We start from the raw sequence: 19,104 nt of genomic DNA, 5'->3' as shown, positions 1-19,104 counted from the left end.
GGTCGGTAGGCGCTGACCTCGGTGGACTCGGGACGCTCGGTGACGACACGATGTGGGACGTGACGCACAATCCGCAGGAAACCGAGCAACCGCTGTCGCCGGCCTGGCGCCGGGTCACCCGAGGGGAGCCGCGCTGGGCCTCCACGGCGGCGGTGGTGGCCGTGGTGGTGATCCAGCTGACGCTGCCGGCCCGGCTCACGGTGCATCCGCGCTGGCTGATGCCCGCGGTGGAGCTGGTCCTGCTGGTGGCGCTGATGGCGGGCAACCCGCACCGCATCGAGCGCGGCTCGCGCACGATCCGGGTCCTGGAGCTCGGGCTGGCCCTGGTGATCGGCGGCGCCAACGCCTATTCGGCGGTACGCCTGGTGGACGATCTGATCCGCGGCACGGAGACCTCCGCGGCCGGGACGCTGCTGCTGACCGGCGGCGCGATCTGGCTGACGAACGCCGTGATCTTCGCGCTGCTGTACTGGGAGCTGGACCGCGGCGGTCCGGCCGCCCGCGCCCAGGGTGAGCGGGACATGCCGGACTTCCTCTTCGTCCAGATGCAGTCGCCCGACCTGGCTCCGCCGCACTGGGAGCCGGCCTTCTTCGACTACTTCTACCTGTCCTTCACCAATTCCACCGCCTTCAGCCCGACCGACGTGATGCCGATGTCGCGGTGGGCGAAGGCGCTGATGCTCGCGCAGTCCGCGGTGTCCCTGCTGACCGTGGTGCTGGTGGTGGCGCGGGCGGTGAACATCCTGGGCTGACCGGGGACCGCGGACCCGCCGACGACCGCAGGCCCTGGGAAACCGCGGTCCCTAGGACGGGGACGGCTGCCCGGCTTCCGCGGTGACCGCCGTGCCGGAGTCGGCGTCGGGCTGGGCGCCGGCATGCGGGCGGGCCTGCCGATCGGCCTCGCGGTCGCCCTCCGCGTCGGAGTCGGCCCCGCCCTCGCGGGCGACGGCCGGCCTGCCGCCGGTGATCCGGCCGGCCCGGGAGGTGATGCCCCAGGCGGTGACCCGCAGCAGGGCCTCGGCGACGATGTTGCGGCTCATCTTGCTGTCGCCGCGCTCCCGCTCCACGAAGGTGATCGGCACCTCGACCACGTGGAAGCCGGCCTTGACCGCGCGCCAGGCCAGGTCGACCTGGAAGCAGTAGCCGGCGGAGGCGACGTCGTCCATGCCGAGGCCGAGCAGCGTCTCCTTGCGGAAGGCCCGGTAGCCGCCGGTGACGTCACGGATGGTCACGCCGAGCATCAGCCGGGAGTACGTGCTGCCGCCGCGGGAGATGAACTCGCGGCTCTTGGGCCAGTTCACCACCCGGCCGCCGGGAATCCAGCGCGAGCCGAGCACCAGGTCGGCGTTCTTGAGGGCGGTCAGCAGCCGGGGCAGCTCCTCGGGCTGGTGCGAGCCGTCGGCGTCCATCTCGACCAGGACGTCGTAGCCGTTGTCGATGCCCCAGCGGAAGCCGGCCAGGTAGGCGGCGCCGAGCCCTTCCTTGCCCTTGCGGTGCAGGACCCGCACCGACGGGTCGTCGGCTGCGAGGTCGTCGGCCAGCTTGCCGGTGCCGTCGGGGCTGTTGTCATCGGCGACCAGGACGTCGGCGTCCGGGACCGCGGCCCGTACCCGCCGCACGATCGGCACCACGTTCTCGGCCTCGTTGTAGGTCGGGATGATGACCAGGACCCTGCCGAGCGGCCCGAAGCTCCGCTGCTCGCCGTCGTTCACTGCTGTTCTTGTCCTTTCGTGGTGCGGGTACGGTCCCGCCTGCCGAGTGCGATGGCGACCGCACAGGACAGAAGCCCCACCATAGCGAGGGTCCACTCGGGTGCCGCACCGACGCGATCGGCGACCGTCGTGCCGTCGCGCAGCGGGATGTCGGCGTTCAGCACCTGCTGGGTGAATTCCCTGCTGCGCTGTTCGATCTTGCCATCAGGGCCGACGATCGCACTGATCCCGCTGGTCGCGGCGGTGACGACGGCCCGCCCGTGCTCGATCGCGCGCAGCCTGGACATGGCGAGCTGCTGCTCGGGCTGCCCGGTCCTGCCGTAGGTGGCGTTGTTCGTCTGGACGACGATGGCGCGCGCCCCGGCGTTGACGGTGTCGCGCACGATGCTGTCGTAGGCGACCTCGAAGCAGATCACGTCGCCGAGCCGCGCCGGGCCGATCTGCAGCACACCGGTGGTCCTGCCGGGGTAGAAGTCGCGGGGGATCTCGTCCAGCCGGCTGATGACCTTGGTCAGTTCCTTGCGGAAGGGCACGTATTCGCCGAAGGGCACCGGGTGCTGCTTGGTGTAGTGCGCGCCCGGACCCTTGACCGGGTCCCAGACGATGCCCTCGTTCTGCACGTGGTCGACGTCCGGGCCGTCCACCAGGACGCCCACCAGCACCGGTACGCCGACCGCCTGCACGGCCTCGGTGATCTTGTCGTAGGCGGCCGGGTTCGAGAACGGGTCGAGGTCGGAGGAGTTCTCCGGCCACAGCACCAGGTCGGGCTTGGGCACCCGGGCCGCCTTGATGTCGGCGGCGAGCTTGAGGGTGGCCTTGACGTGGTTGTCCAGGATCATCATCGGGCGGCCGAGGAAGTGCAGCCCCGGCTGCTGGACGTTGCCCTGCACGACGGCGATCCGCACGTGGTCGTCGGCGTTCGTCGGAACCGGTACGAGCAGGCCGGCCAGCAGCACGGCCGCGGACAGCACCAGGGCCCCCGTGGCGGGCAGCACGGCCCGCGGGCTCCATGCCCGGGTGCGGTGGAGGCGTACGGCCGCCGCTGCCGCCGCGGCCAGCAGGGTGCCGCTGAGCGCCACCGCGAAGGTCACCAGCGGGGCGCCGCCGAGCGCGGCCAGCGGGGTGTAAGGAGAACCGGTGTTGGCGAAGGCGAGCCGCCCCCAGGGGAAGCCGCCGAAGGGCAGCCGGTCCCTGGCCAGTTCCTCGGTCACCCACAGGCACGCGGCCCACAGCGGCCACCCGGGCAGCCGCTGGGCCAGCACCAGGCAGCCGCCCAGCACCGCGAGGAAGCCCGCCTCGATCGCGGCCAGGCCCACCACGGCGTCCCAGCCGACGGTGTGCAGCCACTGGAGCAGCCAGATGAAGAAGGGCCAGCCGAAGGCGAAGCCGAGCCAGACGCCCTGGCGTACGGTCCTGCCGCGCGTCAGCAGCGACAGCGCGGCGACCGCGACCAGCGACAGCGGCCACAGGTCGTAGGGCGGGAAGGCGGCGGCCAGTGCCAGGCCGCTCGCCGCGGCGACCGCGCTGCTGGGCGCGGACCTGCGGGCGAGTGCGGCGAACCGCCCGCGCCGCGAGGCGCGTCGCGCCGCCGGCTCCGGTGCGTCCAGCGGGCCGCCGGGCGCCCTTTCCGGCACGCCGGGTTCAGCCGGGGGCGCGGCGGGAGCGGTTTCGGGGCGCAGGCGCACAGTCGCGGCCTTCCTGCAGGTGGAGGGTGGTGAAGGCGACCGTACCCCGTGATGACGCGAGGGTGAGCCGCGGATGGGCAAAGCTTCCCATCCCCCCGCGCCGCGCCCAAAGTCGGCGCTCCCGCCCCGCGATGCTGCGGAACGGGCCCGAACGCCCTTCGGGCCGACCTGGGAACCGCTGGCTGCGGGTCGACCAAAGCCGTTGTCTACTGGGCGTCCGGGCCCTTCCCGGGTCACACCTGCCGATCGGGCGACGCTCACCCTCCGTACCCTCACGGGCGGAGAGGCCCACTGGCGAGCCGCGTTCCGCGCCGTGCGCGCTGGACCTGGCTGCCAGTGGCGGCGTGCACGTGCGGCGCGACACCCCATGGCCCAGCGGCGGTCGACGCGACCGCGGAGGGCCCCCGGTTCGACGTCCTGTGGTGGACTTCGCCGAACCTACTCGCCTCCGACCGGCCACTGTCAACAGCCCTTTGACCTGCGGGCTTTCGCCAAATCAGCAGGTCAGTGCGGACCGGCCACGCGGCATGCGACACGCCGCAGCGGCGCCAGCGCGCACCGTTCGGCCGCATCGGGCGCCGCCACCGGTCACCCGTTCGGCCGCGCGTGGACCGTACGGCCGCCGACGACCGTACGCAGCGCGACCGGAAGCTCACCGCCCGGAGTCAGATCGGGCAGGCCGGGAGTGCCGGAGCGCGGGTCGGTCGACCAGTTGGCGACGCGCTCGTCGGGGGCCTGGACGACCAGGTCGCCGACGCGCCAGACCGCGTAGTCCGCCGGGGCGCCGGGCACCAGGACGCCCGCGTCGTCCCGGCCGACCGCGCGCCAGCCGCCCCTGGTGTGCGCGGTGAAGGCGGCGCGGGCGGAGATCCGGTGCGCGGGTGTCCGGTGGAAGGCGGCGGCCCGCACCGCTCCCCACGGGTCGAGCGGGGTGACCGGGCTGTCAGAGCCGAGCGCGAGCGGCACACCCGCGCGGGTCAGTGCCGCGTACGGGTTGAGCTCCGCGGCCCGCTCGGCGCCGAGCCTGGCCGCGTACATCCCGTCCGGGCCGCCCCAGGCGGCATCGAAGGCGGGCTGCACGGAGGCGACCAGGCCGAATTCGGCGAAGGCCGCGACGGCGGCGCCGGTCAGCATCTCGGCGTGCTCGACGCGGTGCCGCAGCGCCCGCACCCGGTCCAGGCCCACCGCCTCGGCGGCGGCCCGCACCCCCGCCACGACGGCGTCGACGGCCGCGTCCCCGATGGCGTGGAAACCGGCCTGCACGCCGGCCCGCGTGCACAGCAGCAGGTGGCGGGCGATGGTCTCGCCGTCCAGGTAGGAGACGCCAGTGACGGCGGCGTCGTCGGCGTAGGGCGCGTGCAGGCACGCGGTGTGCGAGCCGAGCGAGCCGTCCACGAACAGGTCGCCCGCGGCGCCGACCGCGCCGAGGTCGCGGACACGGTCCAGGTCCGCGGCCTCGCGGACCGGCTCGGCCCAGTAGCCGAGCACCCGCGGCCCGTCGCCGGCCGCCGCCAGCGCCAGCAGGCCTGTCAGGTCGTCCTGCGAGGAGATGTCGGGGCCCGCGCACTCGTGCACCGAGCCGATGCCCTGCGCGGCCGCGTGCCGCAGCGCGGCCCGCTGGGCAGCCTCCCGCTGGGCGGGCGTCACGGCGGCGTAGGCGGCCCGCCGCACGGCATGGTGCGCGTCCCGCGTCAGCGGCGCCCGCGGGTCGTGCCCGGCCAGCCCCGCCAGGCCGGGTACGAGGGCGGCCAGACCGCTGCTGACGGCCGCGCTGTGCACGTCGGTACGCGACAGGTACAGCGGGCGGCCGCCCGTCGCCCGGTCCAGCTCCGCCCGCGTCGGCGCCCGCCGCTCCGGCCAGCGGCTCTCGTCCCACCCGTGCCCGAGCAGTACGCGGTCGGCGGGGTGCGAGGCGGCATAGGCCGCGGTCCTCTCCAGTGCCTCCGCCAGGTTCGCGGCGCCGGCCAGGTCCGGGCCGGTCAGGGCGAGCCCGGTGGCGGTGGTGTGCACGTGGGCGTCCGTGAACGCCGGTGCGACCAGGGCTCCGTCGAGGTCGACGACCTCGTCCACGCCGTCGGCGAAGGAGTCGGCGGCGGCCTCTTCGCCGACCCACGCGACGGTGTCGCCGTCCACGACCATCGCTGTCGCGAACGGGTCGCTGGGGGTGTACACGAAGCCGGCACGCAGCATGACAGTCCTGCTGCGTGGGGTGCCCTCCGACGAGGGCCTGGTCTCACCAGAACTGGGGCGCATCCCCCCAGTCTCCCCCTCCCCACCCCGGCCTCCCCCGGGGGGACCCCCCCGGACCAGCCCCTTTCCCCCGGTGGGGGCTTCTCGCGCAGTTCCCCGCCACTCCCTGCGGGGTGCTGTTACGGACTCCACACTTGCGGTGCGTTGCTTGTCTGCGACGCCGTCGTGATGGGGCGCGCAGTTCCCCGCGCCCCTTTTGGCCTGCGTCCTCCTACGCCCAGGCATTCGCCCCTGGCAGGGGCGGGGCTCTGCGCTGGAGGGTGAGCGTTTTTCAGGGGCGCGTGGGGGTACCCCCAGGCGAAGCGCTGGGGGAGAACTGCGCGCGCAACCCACCACCGGGGGAAAGGCGACCGCCCACCGCAAGGGGGCTAGAGGCGGGGAGGACGGGACTCGTAGGGCGTCGAGAGGACGACCGTGGTGCGGGTGGAGACACCCGCGAGGGTCCTGAGCCGAGCGAGGAGGTGTTCGAGCTCGCTCGGCGTCGAGACCCGCACCTTCAGGATGTAGTTCTCGTCCCCCGCCACGGAGTGACACGCCTCGATCTCGGGGACCTCGGCGAGCCGCTCGGGGATGTCGTCCGGCGCGCTCGGGTCGAACGGCTTGACGGAGATGAAGGCGGTCAGCGAGAGCCCGACGGCCTCGGCGTCGACGATCGCGGCGTAACCGCGGATGACGCCGCGCTGTTCGAGCCGGCGGACCCGCTGGTGGACCGCGGAGGTGGAAAGGCCCGTGGCCTTGCCCAGGTCCGTGTAGCTCATGCGCCCGTCGGCCATGAGCAGCTCCACGATCTGACGATCCAGCTCTTCCACAGCGGACGACCTTACCGGCACCCCGGTGGTTTCCGTCATGCGTGGAGCATCCGGTCGAGGAAAGCGTTGGAGAAGGTGTGGGCCGGGTCGGTGGCGGCGGCCAGGGACCGGAAGTCGGCCATGCGGGGGTAGCGGGCGCGGACCTCGGCGGGGGCGGTGGTGAAGACCTTGCCCCAGTGCGGGCGGGGCTCGTAGGGGGCCAGTGCGCCTTCGATGGCGGCGAGGACCGGCAGGACGCGGGCGGTGTCCTTGATCCAGGTGAAGTGCAGGGCGACGGTGTCGCGGCCGTAGGCGGGGCTGAGCCAGAGCCGGTCGGCGGCGACCGTGCGGATCTCGCAGACCTGCAGGACGGGGGCGATGGTCTCGCGCAGGGCGCCGAGCGCGGTCAGCGCGGCGACCGCGTGGCTGCGCGGCACCAGGTACTCGGACTGCAGTTCCTCGCCGCTGCTGGGCGTGAAGCCGGGCCGGAAGTGCGGCAGCCGCTCGTGCCAGGGGCCCGGCACGTCGAACTGGTCGGTGCAGTGGACGGGGTCGACGCCGGGCACCGGGTGCATCTTGGCGTCGGCGGGCTTGGCCCACGGGAAGTCCGCGTCGGGGGCGTCGGCGAGCTGCTTGAGCCACACCTGGGTGAAGCGCGGGCCGCGCCAGTCGGTGAAGAGGCTGACGCTGTACGCGGCGGAGGTGATCGCGTCGAAGTTCGCGGTGGCGTCGGCGAGTTCGAGGCCGGTGAGGACCCGCTGGCGGATCTCGAAGGCGGGCCGCAGGTCCAGGGTGAGGTGGGTGACGATGCCGAGGGCGCCGAGCGCGACGACGGCGCCGTCGAAGGTGTCGCCGTCGGCGGCCCGGCTCATGGTGTGGATGCCGCCGTCGGCGGTGACCAGGTCGATGCCGGAGACGGAGGTGGCCAGGCCGCCGTTGGCGTCGCCGGAGCCGTGGGTGCCGGTGGCGACGGAGCCGCCGACGGAGATGTGCGGCAGGGACGCCATGTTGGGCAGCGCGAAGCCGCCGGCGTGCAGGTGTGCCGCCAGTTCCGCGTAGCGCACACCGGCGGCGACCCGGACGGTGCGGGCCGCGGTGTCGATGTCGATCTCGGGCGGCAGCCCGGACAGTTCGATCAGGGTGCCGTCGGTGTCGGCGATGTCGCTGAAGGAGTGGGCGCTGCCGAGCGCTTTGGCGCGGCGGCCGGCGGCGACCAGCGACCGCAGCTCCGCGACGGTGGCGGGGCGGCGTACTTCGGCCGCGGAGAAGGTCAGGTTCCTCGCCCAGTTGCTTTGCATCACGTCACGCTTCCACTTCCGGCGGACCTGGCCTGGCCTCGCCGGTTCGCACCTTATCCGGCCTCGGGGCAAGGAGCCGCGCGGGGGCGCAGGGGGGTGCGCGGGCGCACGGCGGGGGCGCATGAACCAGCCATCCGGGCCGGTGTGACGAAGGCCACATCGAGTGGACCGGTCTGCCCGCTATGGCGTGGTTACCCGCGTAGCGTGGCGGGAAGTGCTCGCTATGGCCGCGGGCGTGATGCCGGGCCGACCCGATGAAGGGCATCCCACCCGAGGGGGAGACGCAGCATGCGTAACCATGTGCGCCACAGCCGCAGCGAACGGATCAGGCCCGCGTTCGAGGAGGGCCACGAACGCGACGACGCGTTCGTCTTCCCCGCCGGTGAGCCGGCGGACTCCGACGCGGACGCGTCGGACGACCTCATGGACGCCGACGAGGCGTTCGAGGAGGACTTCGGCGATGTCGTCCGGCTGTCCTGCCCGGACTGCGGGCGGCCCATCGCGGTCTTCACCGACGAGGACCTGCTGCCGCAGCACGCGCTCTGCCCGACGCCGTGGAATCCGTTCGGCCTGACCGTGTGCACCGGTTCGGGCCGCGCGGTGGCCGACGCCCGCCCCGCGGACGGTGCCGCCGGCGCGGACGCCCAGGGGGAGCTGGCGGCGCTGCTGACGCTGCCCGCCGGCCTCGACTGGCGTACGCAGCCCTTCTCGCACGTCGGCGGCCCCGAGTCGCGGCCCATCCACATGCCCGAGCAGCGGCTCGCGGCCTGATCGCAGCGCCCGGCCGGCGTGGACGACGCCGGCCCGGCACCACCGCACCCGCGCCGCGGGTCAGCCCCTGGACTCGGGCCCGGCCAGATGGCGCGCGACGACCATCCGCTGGATCTGGTTGGTGCCCTCCACGATCTGCAGCACCTTCGCCTCCCGCATGTAGCGCTCGGCCGGGAAGTCCGCGGTGTAGCCGTAGCCGCCGAGCAGCTGCACGGCGTCGGTGGTCACCTGCATCGCGGTGTCGGTGCAGAAGAGCTTCGCCATGGCGGCCCGCGCGGAGAACGGCTGTCCCGTGTCGCGCAGCCTGGCGGCGGCCAGGTAGAGCGCCCGGCCGGCCTCGATCCTGGTGGCCATGTCGGCGAGCATGAAGCGCAGGCCCTGGAAGTCGGCGACGGGCCGGTCGAACTGCCGCCGCTCCAGGACGTAGCCGAGCGCCGCGTCCAGGGCGGCCTGGGCCAGTCCGGTGGCGCACGCGGCGATGCCGAGCCGCCCGGAGTCCAGGGCGTCGAGCGCGATGGCGAAGCCCTGGCCGAGTTCACCGATCCGGCGGGTGTCGGGCACCCGGACGGCGTCGAAGTGGACCTGCGCGGTCGGTGAGCCCTTCAGGCCCATCTTCCGTTCGGGCACGGCCGCCGACAGCCCCGGGGCGTCGCCCGGTACGAGATACGCGGAGATGCCGTGCGCGCCCTCGCCGCCGCTGCGGGCCAGCACCGTGTAGAAGTCGGCGATGCCGCCGTGGGTGATCCAGGACTTGGTGCCGTCGACTGTCCAGTCGCCGCCGTCGCGCACCGCCCGGGTGCGCAGGGCGGCGGCGTCGGAGCCGGAGGTCGGCTCCGACAGGCAGTAGGCGCCCAGCAGCGAGCCGCCGAGCATGTCGGGCAGGTGCTGGGCGCGCTGCTCCTTGCTGCCGTAGCGGGCGACGGCGTGGCAGGACAGGGTGTGGACGCTGACGCCGAGGCCGACGGTCAGCCGGGCCGCCGCCAGTTCCTCCAGGACCTGGAGGTACACCTCGTACGGCTGGCCTCCGCCGCCGTATTCCTCCGAATAGGGCAGTCCGAGCAGCCCGGCCCCGCCGATCAGGGTGAAGGTCTCGCGCGGGAAGCGCCCGGCGTCCTCCTCGGCGGCCGCGGCGGGGGCGATCTCCCGCTGGGCCAGGTCCCGGGTGAGCGCGAGCAGGTCGCGCGCCTCCTCGGTGGGCAGTTGGCGGGACACCGGCTGTGGGCCGTAGGTCTGCATGGCGGCGCACTCCTCCCTCTCGGGGGCGACGGCGGCATCTCACCGTGGGTGGGCGGTGCCGTCCGATGGGCATACCCGGACACGAAGCTCCCGTACCGGATCACGGCACGGGTTGATCAACACGACCGGCGGGTTGGAGTATGCCGGATGGGCGACGCCCCGTCACCGGTGCCTTTCCCGGCGGATACGCGGCAGGACGGCGGTTTGCCGAACCGCGGGGGACGGGCGGGCGGGCCGTCGTACGCTCTGCGCATGGAGAGCTTGGGGGCCGGCGATCCGCGGTCGATCGGCGGGTATCCGCTGTTCGCGCGGCTAGGAGCGGGCGGTATGGGACAGGTGTTTCTGGCGCGCACTCCTGCGGGCAGAGCGCTGGCGTTGAAGACCGTGCGGCCGGAGTTCGCCCTCGATCCCGGCTTCGGTGCCCGCTTCGCCCGGGAGATCAGGCACGCCGACCGGGTGCGGTCGCCGTGGACGGTCGCGGTGGTGGACTTCAGCCCGCCCGGCGCGGCCCCGCAGTGGCTGGCGACCGAGTTCGTACCGGCGCCGTCGCTCACCGACTGGGTCGCGGCACGCGGCCCGCTGCCGGCGCCCGCCGTGCCCGCGCTGGCCGCCGAGCTGTGCGCGGCGCTGCGGACCGTGCACGACGCCGGCCTGGCCCACCGCGACGTCAAGCCGTCCAACGTGCTGCTGGCCGGTGAGCGGCCGCTGCTGATCGACTTCGGCATCGCGCGGGCGGCGGAGGACTCCCGGCACACCAGCACCGGCGGGATGATCGGCTCCCCCGGCTACATGCCGCCCGAGCAGGCCACCGCGGGGGTGGCGACCGAGCCCGGCGACCTCTTCGCGCTGGCCGCGGTGCTGGTCTATGCCGCCACCGGGCGCGGGCCCTTCCACCGGCCGGGCGAGGAGCCCTCGGCGCCCGCGCTGCTCTACCGGGTGGTGCACGAGGAGGCCGACCTGGGCGGCGTACCCGACGCGGTGCTGCCGCTGGTGCGGGCGTGCCTGGCCAAGGACCCGGCGGCCCGCCCGGACGCGCGGGCCGCGGCGGGCCTGCTGCCGGGCGGCGGCGCCCCGGGCGGCTGGGCGGCGGCGGTGCCTGAGCTGGCGGCGGAGCTGCGGGCCAGGGAGTCGATGACGCGGGCCGCGCTGGGTCCGGTGCGGGGAGGGGACCTCGGCCCGTCGCCGTACGGTCCCGGCAGCACGGTCTACGCCGGCCCGGCGCCCACGCGCCCGATGCAGGGCGCCCCGGCCCCCTCCCCCGCCCCGCAGCCGCCGTACGGCCCTTACGGCGGCGCCCCGGCGCCCTCCCCCGGCCCGCGGCGGCGGGGCGGGCCTGGCCTGTGGGCCGCGGTGGCCGGGGTCGCGGTGGCGGGCGCCGTCGTGGGAGTGGTGCTCAGCCAGACCGGCGGCTCGGGCGGCGACGGTTCGGGCGCCAAGGGCTCGGGCGGCCCCTCGTCGCCGGCCGCCGCCGACGCGCTGCCCGCCGCGTGGGTCGGCACCTGGTTCGGCGAGGGTCCGGGGAGCCTCGCGCAGGGCTCCGACGACATCAAGGTGACCCTCACGCTGACCGGCGGCAAGCGGGGGAGCACGGTGGGCCGCCAGGTCAGCAACGTCCGGGTGGTGGGCAGCGGGGCCGACGCGGGCTGCACCGAGGACCTCCAGCTCTCCGCGACGACGGGCGCCACGATGGTCTTCCGCGCGGTCACCAGCACGCCCAGCGACCCGGATCTGGGCCTGGCGTGCACCACCGGCCGCGTCTACACGCTGTCCATGCCGGACGCGACGCATCTGCGGCTGGGCACCGGCTCGCAGGCCGCGGGGGCGCCGACCACCCTGGAGAAGCGCGGCTGACCGCCGGCCCGCGCGTCAGGTGCCGGTGAGCCGCAGGCCCGCCCACAGGGCGACGGTGGACGCCAGCAGCGTCGGCGGCACGGTGAGCAGGCCCAGCCGGGTGAAGGTGCGCAGCGAGGCGTCGGTGCCGTGGTCGCGGAGCACCCGCCGCCACAGCAGTGTGGCGAGCGACCCGGCGTAGCTGAGGTTGGGGCCGAGGTTCACGCCGATCAGCACGGCGAGCACCGGTCCCGCGCCGCCGGTCTCGGCCAGCGGCAGCAGGGCGAGCACGGCGGGCAGGTTGTTGATGACGTTGGCCAGCAGCGCGGCGAAGGCGGCGGTCCCGAGCAGCGCGGGCAGGCTGCTGCCCGACGGCAGGATGGCGTCCGCGGCGTCCGACAGGCCGTTGCGCACCACCGCCTCGACGACGACGCCGAGCGCGAGCACGAACAGGCAGAAGAGCGGCCCGGCCGCGGCGACCAGGCCGCCCACGGTGGCCCGGCGGCGGTGCAGCGCCCGTACGCCGAGCACCAGCGCGCCGGCCAGCGCCGCCCATGCCGGGTTCACCCCGGCCAGCGAGGTGACCGCGAAGCCGGCGAGCGTCAGGCCGAGCACCACCAGGGTGAAGGCCGGCACGGCGGGCGGTTCGCCGCGCTCGGGCGGGTGCTCGGCCACGGTGAGGTCGGCGGCGAAGAAGCGGCGGAAGACGGCGTATTCGATGCCGATGGCGAGCAGCCAGGGCACGGCCATCAGCAGTGCGAATCGGGTGAAGGTCACCCCGGCGGCGGTGAAGGCCAGCAGGTTGGTGAGGTTGGAGACCGGCAGCAGCAGCGACGCGGAATTGGCCAGGTGGGCGCAGGCGTAGACGTGCGGGCGGGACCGGGCGCCGGCGCGGGCGGCGGTCGCGATGACGACCGGGGTGAGCAGGACGACGGTGGCGTCCAGGCTGAGCACCGCGGTCACCACGGCGGCGACGGCGAAGACGCCGGCGAGCAGCCGCCGCGGTTCGCCGTGGCAGGCCTGGGCGATGGCGTCGCCGGCGGCGGTGAAGAGCCCGTCGTCGGCGCACAGCTCGGCCAGCACCAGCACGGCGGCCAGGAAGCCGACGACCGGTGCGAGTTCCTTGATCTGGCCCCAGGCTGCCGACAGCGGGACCGCGCCGACCGCGGTGAGCAGCACCGCCGCGGGCACCGCGGCCACGGCCTCGGGCCAGCCGTGCGGCCGGATCACGGCGAAGCCCAGCACGACGAGCAGCGCGGCCACGGACAGGGTCTCTGCGGCTGCGGTACTCAGTGGAACCCCCTGGTCGGATGCGGTCTGCCAGGGAATTCCATCACAGCGCCCGGTGCCGCCCGCGCAGCGCGTCCTGTGCGGGGGGCGGCGCCCGGGGACGGATCAGCTCGCGTCGGCCAGGGTCAGGGTGTGCAGCTGGTCGGCGGGGCCCGCCTTGCCGTAATACCAGCCCTGTGCGGTGTCGCAGCCCAGCGCGCGCAGGTGCTCGGCCTGGGTGCGGGTCTCGACGCCCTCGACGGTCACGGTGAGGTTGAGGGTGTGGGCGAGCGAGACGATGCCCTCCACGATCTTCATCTCGACCGGGTCGGCGGGGTGCTGCCGCATGCCGCGGGTGAAGGACCGGTCGAGCTTGAGCACACTGACCGGAAGCCATCGCAGCGACGAGAGGTTGGAGTATCCGGTGCCGAAGTCGTCCAGCGCGATCGCCACCCCGAGGTCGGCGATGCGGCGCAGCGGCTTGAGCGCGTCCTCGTCGGCGCCGATCAGGGCGCTCTCGGTGACTTCGAGGCACAGCGCGCTGGGCCGCAGGCCGGTCTCCTCCAGCACCGCGGCGACCTCGGCGACCAGGTCGGGGTGGGTCAGCTGCACGGGTGAGAGGTTGACGTTGATCCGCGGCGCGGGGCCGGTGAACCGCAGGTCGTGCCAGTCGCGGGCCTGCTGTGCGGCCTGTTCGAGCACCCAGCGGCCGAGCGGCACGATCTGCCCGGTGCTCTCGGCGAGCGGGATGAACTGGTCGGGGCCGAGGACCCCGTGCACCGGGTGGAGCCAGCGCACCAGCGCCTCGGCGCCCAGCACGGCACCGTCCTCCAGGCCGATCAGCGGCTGGTACTCGACGAAGAACTCGCCGCGCCGCAGCGCGCTGGGCAGCTGGTTGGTCAGCCCGTGCCGGGTGATGGCGCGGGCGTCGGCGTCGGGGTCGGCGACCTCGTAGCGGTTCCCGCCGCGCTCCTTGGCGCGGTACATCGTGATGTCGGCGCTGCGCAGCACGTCGGCGGGGCCGCGGGCGCCGACCTTGCCGTGCACGATGCCGATGCTGCCGTGCACGGGCAGCTGGCGGTCGTCGAGCAGCACCGGGGCGGAGAGCGCCTTGAGGATGCGGGCGGCCAGTTCGGTGACGGCGGCCTGGCTCGGCGGGTCGGCGTAGACGGCGACGAATTCGTCGCCGCCGATCCTGGCGACCAGCTGGTCGGGCGAGGTCACGCAGCCGCGCAGCCGGTCGGCGACAGCGACCAGCAGCCGGTCGCCCACCGCGTGGCCGAGGCTGTCGTTGACCGCCTTGAAGCCGTCCAGGTCGAGGTAGCACACGCCGATGTCGCGGGCCGGGTCGGCGAGCGCCTGGTCGAGGCGCTCGAAGAACAGCGCCCGGTTGGGGAGCCCGGTGAGCGCGTCGTGGGTGGCCTGGTGGCGCAGCCGCTCCAGCAGCCGGCGGCGCTCGGTGATGTCCTCGAACAGCGCGAGCTGGTAGCGCGGCAGGCCGTCCGCGTTGCGCAGCAGCGACACCTGGACGTCGGCCCACAGCACGGAGCCGTCCGCCCGCGGGTAGGCCTTCTCCACCTCGTAGTGGTCGCGGTCGCCGCGCACCAGGCCGCGGTTGAGCGCGGCCAGGTCGGTGGCGGCGGAGGGGTCAAGCTGCGTCCACTCGCCGACCTTGCGGTGCTTGGCGTAGGCCTCGCTGCCGAACATCCGGGTCAGCGCGTCGTTGACCTCCAGCACGTTGCCGTCGAGGTCGGCGATGCCGATGCCGACCGCGGCGGTCTCGAAGACCGCGCGGAAGCGGGCCTCGCTGGCCGCCAGCGCGCTCTCCGCCTCGCTCTTGGCGTTCAGCGCGGCGCGGGAGATCGACTCCTGCTCGTGCAGGGTGCGTTCGCGCAGCGCCTGCGAGAAGCCGACGGCGACCGCGTGCTGGAGGCGCGAGCAGCGCACCCGGCACTCGTCGGCCGGCAGGTCGAGGACCGGGCCGCAGTAGAGCACCAGGTAGGCGTCGATGACGCCGAGGATGCTGGGCAGCGCCTCGGGGTCGGTGCAGTGCGCGGCGACCAGCCCCTCGCCGACCCGGGCGGCGCCGCGCGGGTCGAAGCGCTCGGCGTGCAGCGCGTCCCGCAGGGTGCGGGCCAGCGGCAGCAGGTGCTGCTCGAATTCGGCCCTGGTCATCGAGGTGGCGGTGACGGGGTAGATCGCCCGGCTCCAGATCGCGGCGAAGCGGGAGAGGCAGTCCTCCTTCAGCACCGCGGTGCCGCCCTGCCCGCGCACGGAGCCGGCCGGTCGCTCCATCACGCCTTGAGCCCCACACCGGCGAACCCGGTGAGCACCGCTGGGTCGATGTCGTCGCCCGGCGGGGTGTCGGGGCGCCAGAGCGGCATCGGGACGACGCCGGGCTCGACGATGTCGAAGCCGGTGAAGAAGCGTTCCACCTCGCTCACCTGACGCAGGACCAGCGGGGTCCTGGTGCGCTGGTAGACCGCCGCGCCGGCGCGCATGTCGTCGTCCAGCAGGCGGTCGTGCGGGGTCTGGGTGGCGTGGGTGACCACCAGCACGCTGCCGGGCGCGAGGGCGTCGCGCAGGGTGGCGACCACGCCGTGCGCGTCGTCGGCGTCGGACAGGAAGTGCAGCACCGCCACCAGCAGCAGGGCGACCGGGCGGTCGAGGTCGAGCATCCGCCGCGTCTCGGGGTGGCCGAGGACCGAGCGCGGGTCGCGCAGGTCGCCGGCGGCGATGGTGGCGTGCTCGTTGCCGGCGAGCACCGCCTTGCTGTGGGCGACCGCGACCGGGTCGTTGTCGACGTAGACGACGTTCGCCTCGGGGTTCAGCGCGTGGACGACCTCGTGCACATTGCCGAAGGTCGGGATGCCCGAGCCGATGTCGAGGAACTGGTCGATGCCCCGCCCGAGCGCGTACCGCACCGCGCGGCGCATCATCGCCCGGTTGGCCTGGCCGACTTTCGGCATCGCGGGCACGGATTTGAGCACGTGCCTGGCCGCTTCACGGTCGACTTCGAAGTTGTGCGAACCGCCGAGGTAGTAGTCGTAGACCCGCGACACGCTGGGCACGGTGATGTCGATGCCGGGGGGAGCCCAGGAGGGACGGTCGGTCACGGTGGGAGTCTCCAGGTCGTGGGGCCGGGTATGCGCGTCCGGAGTCAACTCTCGCGGACGGTGGGCCGCGTACTCAGCGAGGCTACTGATCACGTGTTCGGAGCGAAACACGCAACCGGAGATGACAGGTCCGTTTTCGGTCAACAAACACCGGCATGTACAGGTGCGAAAACGCGCCACGGCGAATCTGCGCACACAGTGCAGGGCAAGCGCAGAAACGATGGTGGACCCGTGGTGACGGTCACCACGGGTCCACCATCGTTTTTCGGCCAGATCGATGGCCTGTCAGCAGGCGCCCTCGTCCTGCCACACTCCCCATTCACCGGTCGTGCCGGGCTCCTCGTTGGTGGTCCACCACTTGGCCTTCCACTTGTGGCTCTTGTGCGCGACCTCGTTGCCGCCGACGTAGACCGCGGACGCGCTCCACTCGCCGACCGTGCAGGTGCCGCCGCCCGGCGGGGTGGTCGGCGGGGTGGTGGGCGGGTTGGTCGGCGGGGTCACGCCGGCGAACTTCACCGAGAACTTCGCGAAGTCCCAGGGCTGCTGCGCCACGCTGCTGCACGTGCCGGACGTGGTGCCGTTGTCCGGCGGGCTGCACTGGCGGTCCCGGTTGAGCGACCAGAAGGTGAAGCGGCCCATGTGGTTGCTGGTCGCGTAGTTCAGGACGGTCTGGAAGTCCGCCTGGTAGAAGTACTCGCCCGAGTCGCTGCGGCCGTTCATGCCGGAGAAGCCCTCGTGCGCGTACGCGGTGGCGGTGTCCCAGCCGAAGGTGGTCTTGAGCAGGCCGTTGAAGGCGGTCAGCGCGGAGGTCTGCGACGCGGCGCCGTTGAAGCCGCCGTCGAAGGGCATGATGGAGAAGTTGTCGGGCGTGAAGCCCTGCGCCTTGGCCTCGTTGAGCATCTGCTGGCCGAACCAGCCGGTGCCGGCCGCGGTGCCCGCGGTGGTCACCGAGATGAACAGGCCGGGGTTGTTCTGCTGGAGGATCTTGGCGGCGCCGATCTCGTGCGAGACGGCGGCGGTGTTCTCGTACTCCGGCTCCTCCAGGTCGAAGTCCATCGCCTTGAGCTGGTATTTGTTGATGACCTGCTGGTAGGCGGCGGCCGTGGAGGCGGAGTCGGAGCAGGCCTGGCCGAGCTTGGTGCCGCCGTAGCCGCCGATGGAGACCGAGACGTCACCGCCCTTGGCGCGGATCGCCGAGATCACGTTGCCGACCGCCGTGTCCGAGGAGACCGCGCTGGTGCCGCCCCAGGTCGGGCTGCAGCCGCCGCCGTTGGGGGCCAGGATGAAGGCGAGCTGGAAGGCCTTGAGGCCGGTGGCGTCCATGATCGCGGCCGCGTCCGGCGGATTGTTGTCGGTCGGCATCAGGTAGGGGGCGGCGGCGTACCACTGACTGCTCAGCGCGTTCGCCGACACCGTGGCGCCGCCGGCCTGGCCGGCGCCGAGCGCGGCGGTCGCGCCGAGCCCTGCCACGGCGAGGACGGCGGCGGCCACGCCGGAACACAGTGCATGGAGACGCTTCACGTATGGACCTCCTGTGGGGGAACGTGCCAGCAGAATCCTGCTCTGACGCGGACCCGTCAATAAGTTGGTCCAGACCTTTAGAGCAATCCACAAATTGGTCTCTACCAATCGTGTGCCCCGGGCGGCCGCCGCACGTCACGGGCGCCGGCCGCCACCGCGGGTCAGGAGCGCCCGCAGCGCCCCCTTGTCACACCACCCCGACCGCGGCGAGCGCCCGCCGCTGCCCCGGGCTCGGCTTCGCGGGGAAGTACAGGTAGCAGACCCCGCCGGTGCCGCCGCTGACCCCGCCGGAGGCGTTGATCCGCTTCGTGCGCAGCCAGATCGTCTCGAACTGCGCCCGCTTGTAGACGTTGCGGACCACCGCGTCGCTGTCGCTCGCCGGGTCGTTGGCGACCACGTCGCCCTCGGCGGTGAAGCCCACCAGGCACATCAGGTGCCCCGACGTGCCGTAGCCGGCGCCGTCCAGCTCGGAGGCGAGGAAGGACTGGGAGGTTATCACCGGGATGCCGGCCTTGATCAGCTTCTCCACGTCGTTCAGCGAGTGCAGCCGGGTGATGACGCCCTGCATGTCCTTGTACGTGGCCGCGTAGGCCGCGTTGAAAGGCCAGTTGCCGCAGCCCTCGTACTGGTAGTCGTAGGTGTAGCGGGCGCCCTGGTCGACCTGCGGGTCCGCGTACGACGGGTCCACCCAGGACAGCTGCTGCGCGGTCGGGCCGCGGCCCCAGTATTCGATGACCATGGTGGACGACGTCGGGCTGCACCAGGCCTCGCCGCCGTTGTCGTACTCCGGGTACTGCCCCTTGTGGATGTTCTGCGAGTACGCGGGCACCGGCAGCTCCACGCCCTTGGCCTCGCCGGGCACCGAGGCCGGCACGGTGAAGCGGTCCGGGATGTTCGACGCCATCGCGCCGAGCCGCCACACCGTCGGCGTCAGCCTGCTGCCGGGCTTGCGGAAGAGCGTCAGCCGCAGCCGGTACGAGGCGAGCAGCGGGCCGACCGCCGCGTCGTCGATGGAGAAGGTGTCCGTCCAGATGCTGCTCCTGCCGTCGGTCTGGTCGTCCACCGAGGTGCGCCGGATGTCCTCGTCGCCGTCGCCCGCGGTCCAGCGGCCCATGATGTACGCCGGGGTCGCGGTGCCGTCGGTGTAGGTGCCGAGCAGCTCCACCTGGATCCAGGTGCCCGCCGGGGTGTGCGCGTTCCACGACGAGATCAGCTCGCTCGCCGGGTGCGGGACCTTGCGCACCGGGGAGGTCCAGGACGCCGACTCCCAGGTGCCGGTGATACCGGTGTGCGGGTCGGTGTAGTCCAGCGTGCCGGTGGCCCGGCCGATCTCCAGGCCCGGCCGCGGACCGGGCACCGGGCGGGTGCCCGCGTGCGCGCCGAAGAGCCAGTCGGCGAAGCTCGTCCAGCCGTGGTAGTCCACCGGCGCGCTGTCGGACGCACCGCTCCGGCCGTGCCGCGCCGGCAGGGCGCCGGGCGCGGCGGCGCCGGACGGCTCGGCCGACGCGGACTGCGCCGTGGCGGTGGTCGCCGCGGCCGCGGCAGCGGCCAGCGCCGCGGCGATCACGGCCCGGCGGGGAGCGTTACTGCTCATGGCTGAATCCCCTCGTTTTCCCTCGACGGGTACG

General features: G+C 73.6%; 14 protein-coding genes. 3 read left to right on the top strand and 11 right to left on the bottom strand.

Annotated features, from left to right (window positions below):
* Window positions 1–59: 59 nt before the first annotated feature.
* Entirely contained in the window at window positions 60–752 is a 693-nt protein-coding gene (locus OG900_34610) for a hypothetical protein (GenBank protein ID WUH94776.1), read from the top strand.
* Between the two features lie 51 nt (window positions 753–803).
* On the opposite strand, the gene OG900_34605 is transcribed toward OG900_34610, so the two are convergent.
* From OG900_34605 to OG900_34585, 5 genes are all read right to left on the bottom strand, one after another.
* Window positions 804–1,712, bottom strand: a complete 909-nt coding sequence (locus OG900_34605; protein ID WUH94775.1) for a polyprenol monophosphomannose synthase — start codon at window positions 1,710–1,712, stop codon at window positions 804–806.
* Entirely contained in the window at window positions 1,709–3,319 is a 1,611-nt protein-coding gene (lnt, locus tag OG900_34600) for an apolipoprotein N-acyltransferase (GenBank protein ID WUH96029.1), read from the bottom strand. Before lnt ends, OG900_34605 begins: the two co-directional genes overlap by 4 nt.
* A gap of 666 nt (window positions 3,320–3,985) precedes the next feature.
* Window positions 3,986–5,587 (bottom strand): amidohydrolase family protein, encoded by a 1,602-nt coding sequence (locus OG900_34595; protein WUH94774.1) that lies wholly within the window; start codon window positions 5,585–5,587, stop codon window positions 3,986–3,988.
* Window positions 5,588–6,015: 428 nt separating this feature from the next.
* Window positions 6,016–6,456, bottom strand: coding sequence for an Lrp/AsnC family transcriptional regulator (locus OG900_34590; GenBank protein WUH96028.1), 441 nt, complete (start codon window positions 6,454–6,456; stop codon window positions 6,016–6,018).
* Between the two features lie 35 nt (window positions 6,457–6,491).
* Window positions 6,492–7,733 (bottom strand): FAD-binding protein, encoded by a 1,242-nt coding sequence (locus tag OG900_34585; GenBank protein WUH96027.1) that lies wholly within the window; start codon window positions 7,731–7,733, stop codon window positions 6,492–6,494.
* A 423-nt stretch (window positions 7,734–8,156) separates the two neighbouring features.
* On the opposite strand from OG900_34585, the gene OG900_34580 reads away from it, so the two are divergent.
* Entirely contained in the window at window positions 8,157–8,504 is a 348-nt protein-coding gene (locus OG900_34580; GenBank protein WUH96026.1) for a hypothetical protein, read from the top strand.
* 60 nt (window positions 8,505–8,564) lie between these two features.
* On the opposite strand, the gene OG900_34575 is transcribed toward OG900_34580, so the two are convergent.
* The gene (locus tag OG900_34575) at window positions 8,565–9,740 is read right to left on the bottom strand and encodes an acyl-CoA dehydrogenase family protein (GenBank protein WUH94773.1); all 1,176 of its coding nucleotides are present in this window, start codon (window positions 9,738–9,740) and stop codon (window positions 8,565–8,567) included.
* Window positions 9,741–9,992: 252 nt separating this feature from the next.
* Here OG900_34575 and OG900_34570 point away from each other — a divergent pair, with 252 nt between their 5' ends.
* On the top strand, window positions 9,993–11,591 hold the full coding sequence (locus tag OG900_34570; protein WUH94772.1) for a serine/threonine protein kinase: 1,599 nt from the start codon (window positions 9,993–9,995) through the stop codon (window positions 11,589–11,591).
* A gap of 15 nt (window positions 11,592–11,606) precedes the next feature.
* Here the strand turns inward: OG900_34570 and OG900_34565 are convergent, their stop codons facing one another.
* The 5 genes from OG900_34565 to OG900_34545 form a co-directional block, all read right to left on the bottom strand.
* Entirely contained in the window at window positions 11,607–12,863 is a 1,257-nt protein-coding gene (locus OG900_34565) for an SLC13 family permease (protein WUH96025.1), read from the bottom strand.
* Window positions 12,864–12,965: 102 nt separating this feature from the next.
* Window positions 12,966–15,134, bottom strand: a complete 2,169-nt coding sequence (locus OG900_34560; protein WUH94771.1) for an EAL domain-containing protein — start codon at window positions 15,132–15,134, stop codon at window positions 12,966–12,968.
* A complete protein-coding gene (locus tag OG900_34555; protein WUH94770.1) occupies window positions 15,134–15,955 on the bottom strand; it encodes an SAM-dependent methyltransferase in 822 nt (273 codons plus the stop codon). Before OG900_34555 ends, OG900_34560 begins: the two co-directional genes overlap by 1 nt.
* 285 nt (window positions 15,956–16,240) lie before the next feature.
* Window positions 16,241–17,476 (bottom strand): chitinase, encoded by a 1,236-nt coding sequence (locus tag OG900_34550; GenBank protein ID WUH94769.1) that lies wholly within the window; start codon window positions 17,474–17,476, stop codon window positions 16,241–16,243.
* Between the two features lie 187 nt (window positions 17,477–17,663).
* Window positions 17,664–19,070 carry a peptidase C39 family protein gene (locus tag OG900_34545; protein ID WUH94768.1) on the bottom strand — a complete coding sequence of 469 codons (1,407 nt, stop codon included), beginning with the start codon at window positions 19,068–19,070 and terminating at the stop codon, window positions 17,664–17,666.
* Window positions 19,071–19,104: the final 34 nt, after the last annotated feature.

Origin of the sequence: Streptomyces sp. NBC_00433, from assembly GCA_036015235.1 — a bacterium.
Classification (GTDB): Bacteria; Actinomycetota; Actinomycetes; order Streptomycetales; family Streptomycetaceae; genus Actinacidiphila.
The sequence above is the reverse complement of the archived record's forward strand: the minus strand, read 5'-3'. Positions and strand labels throughout refer to the sequence as shown.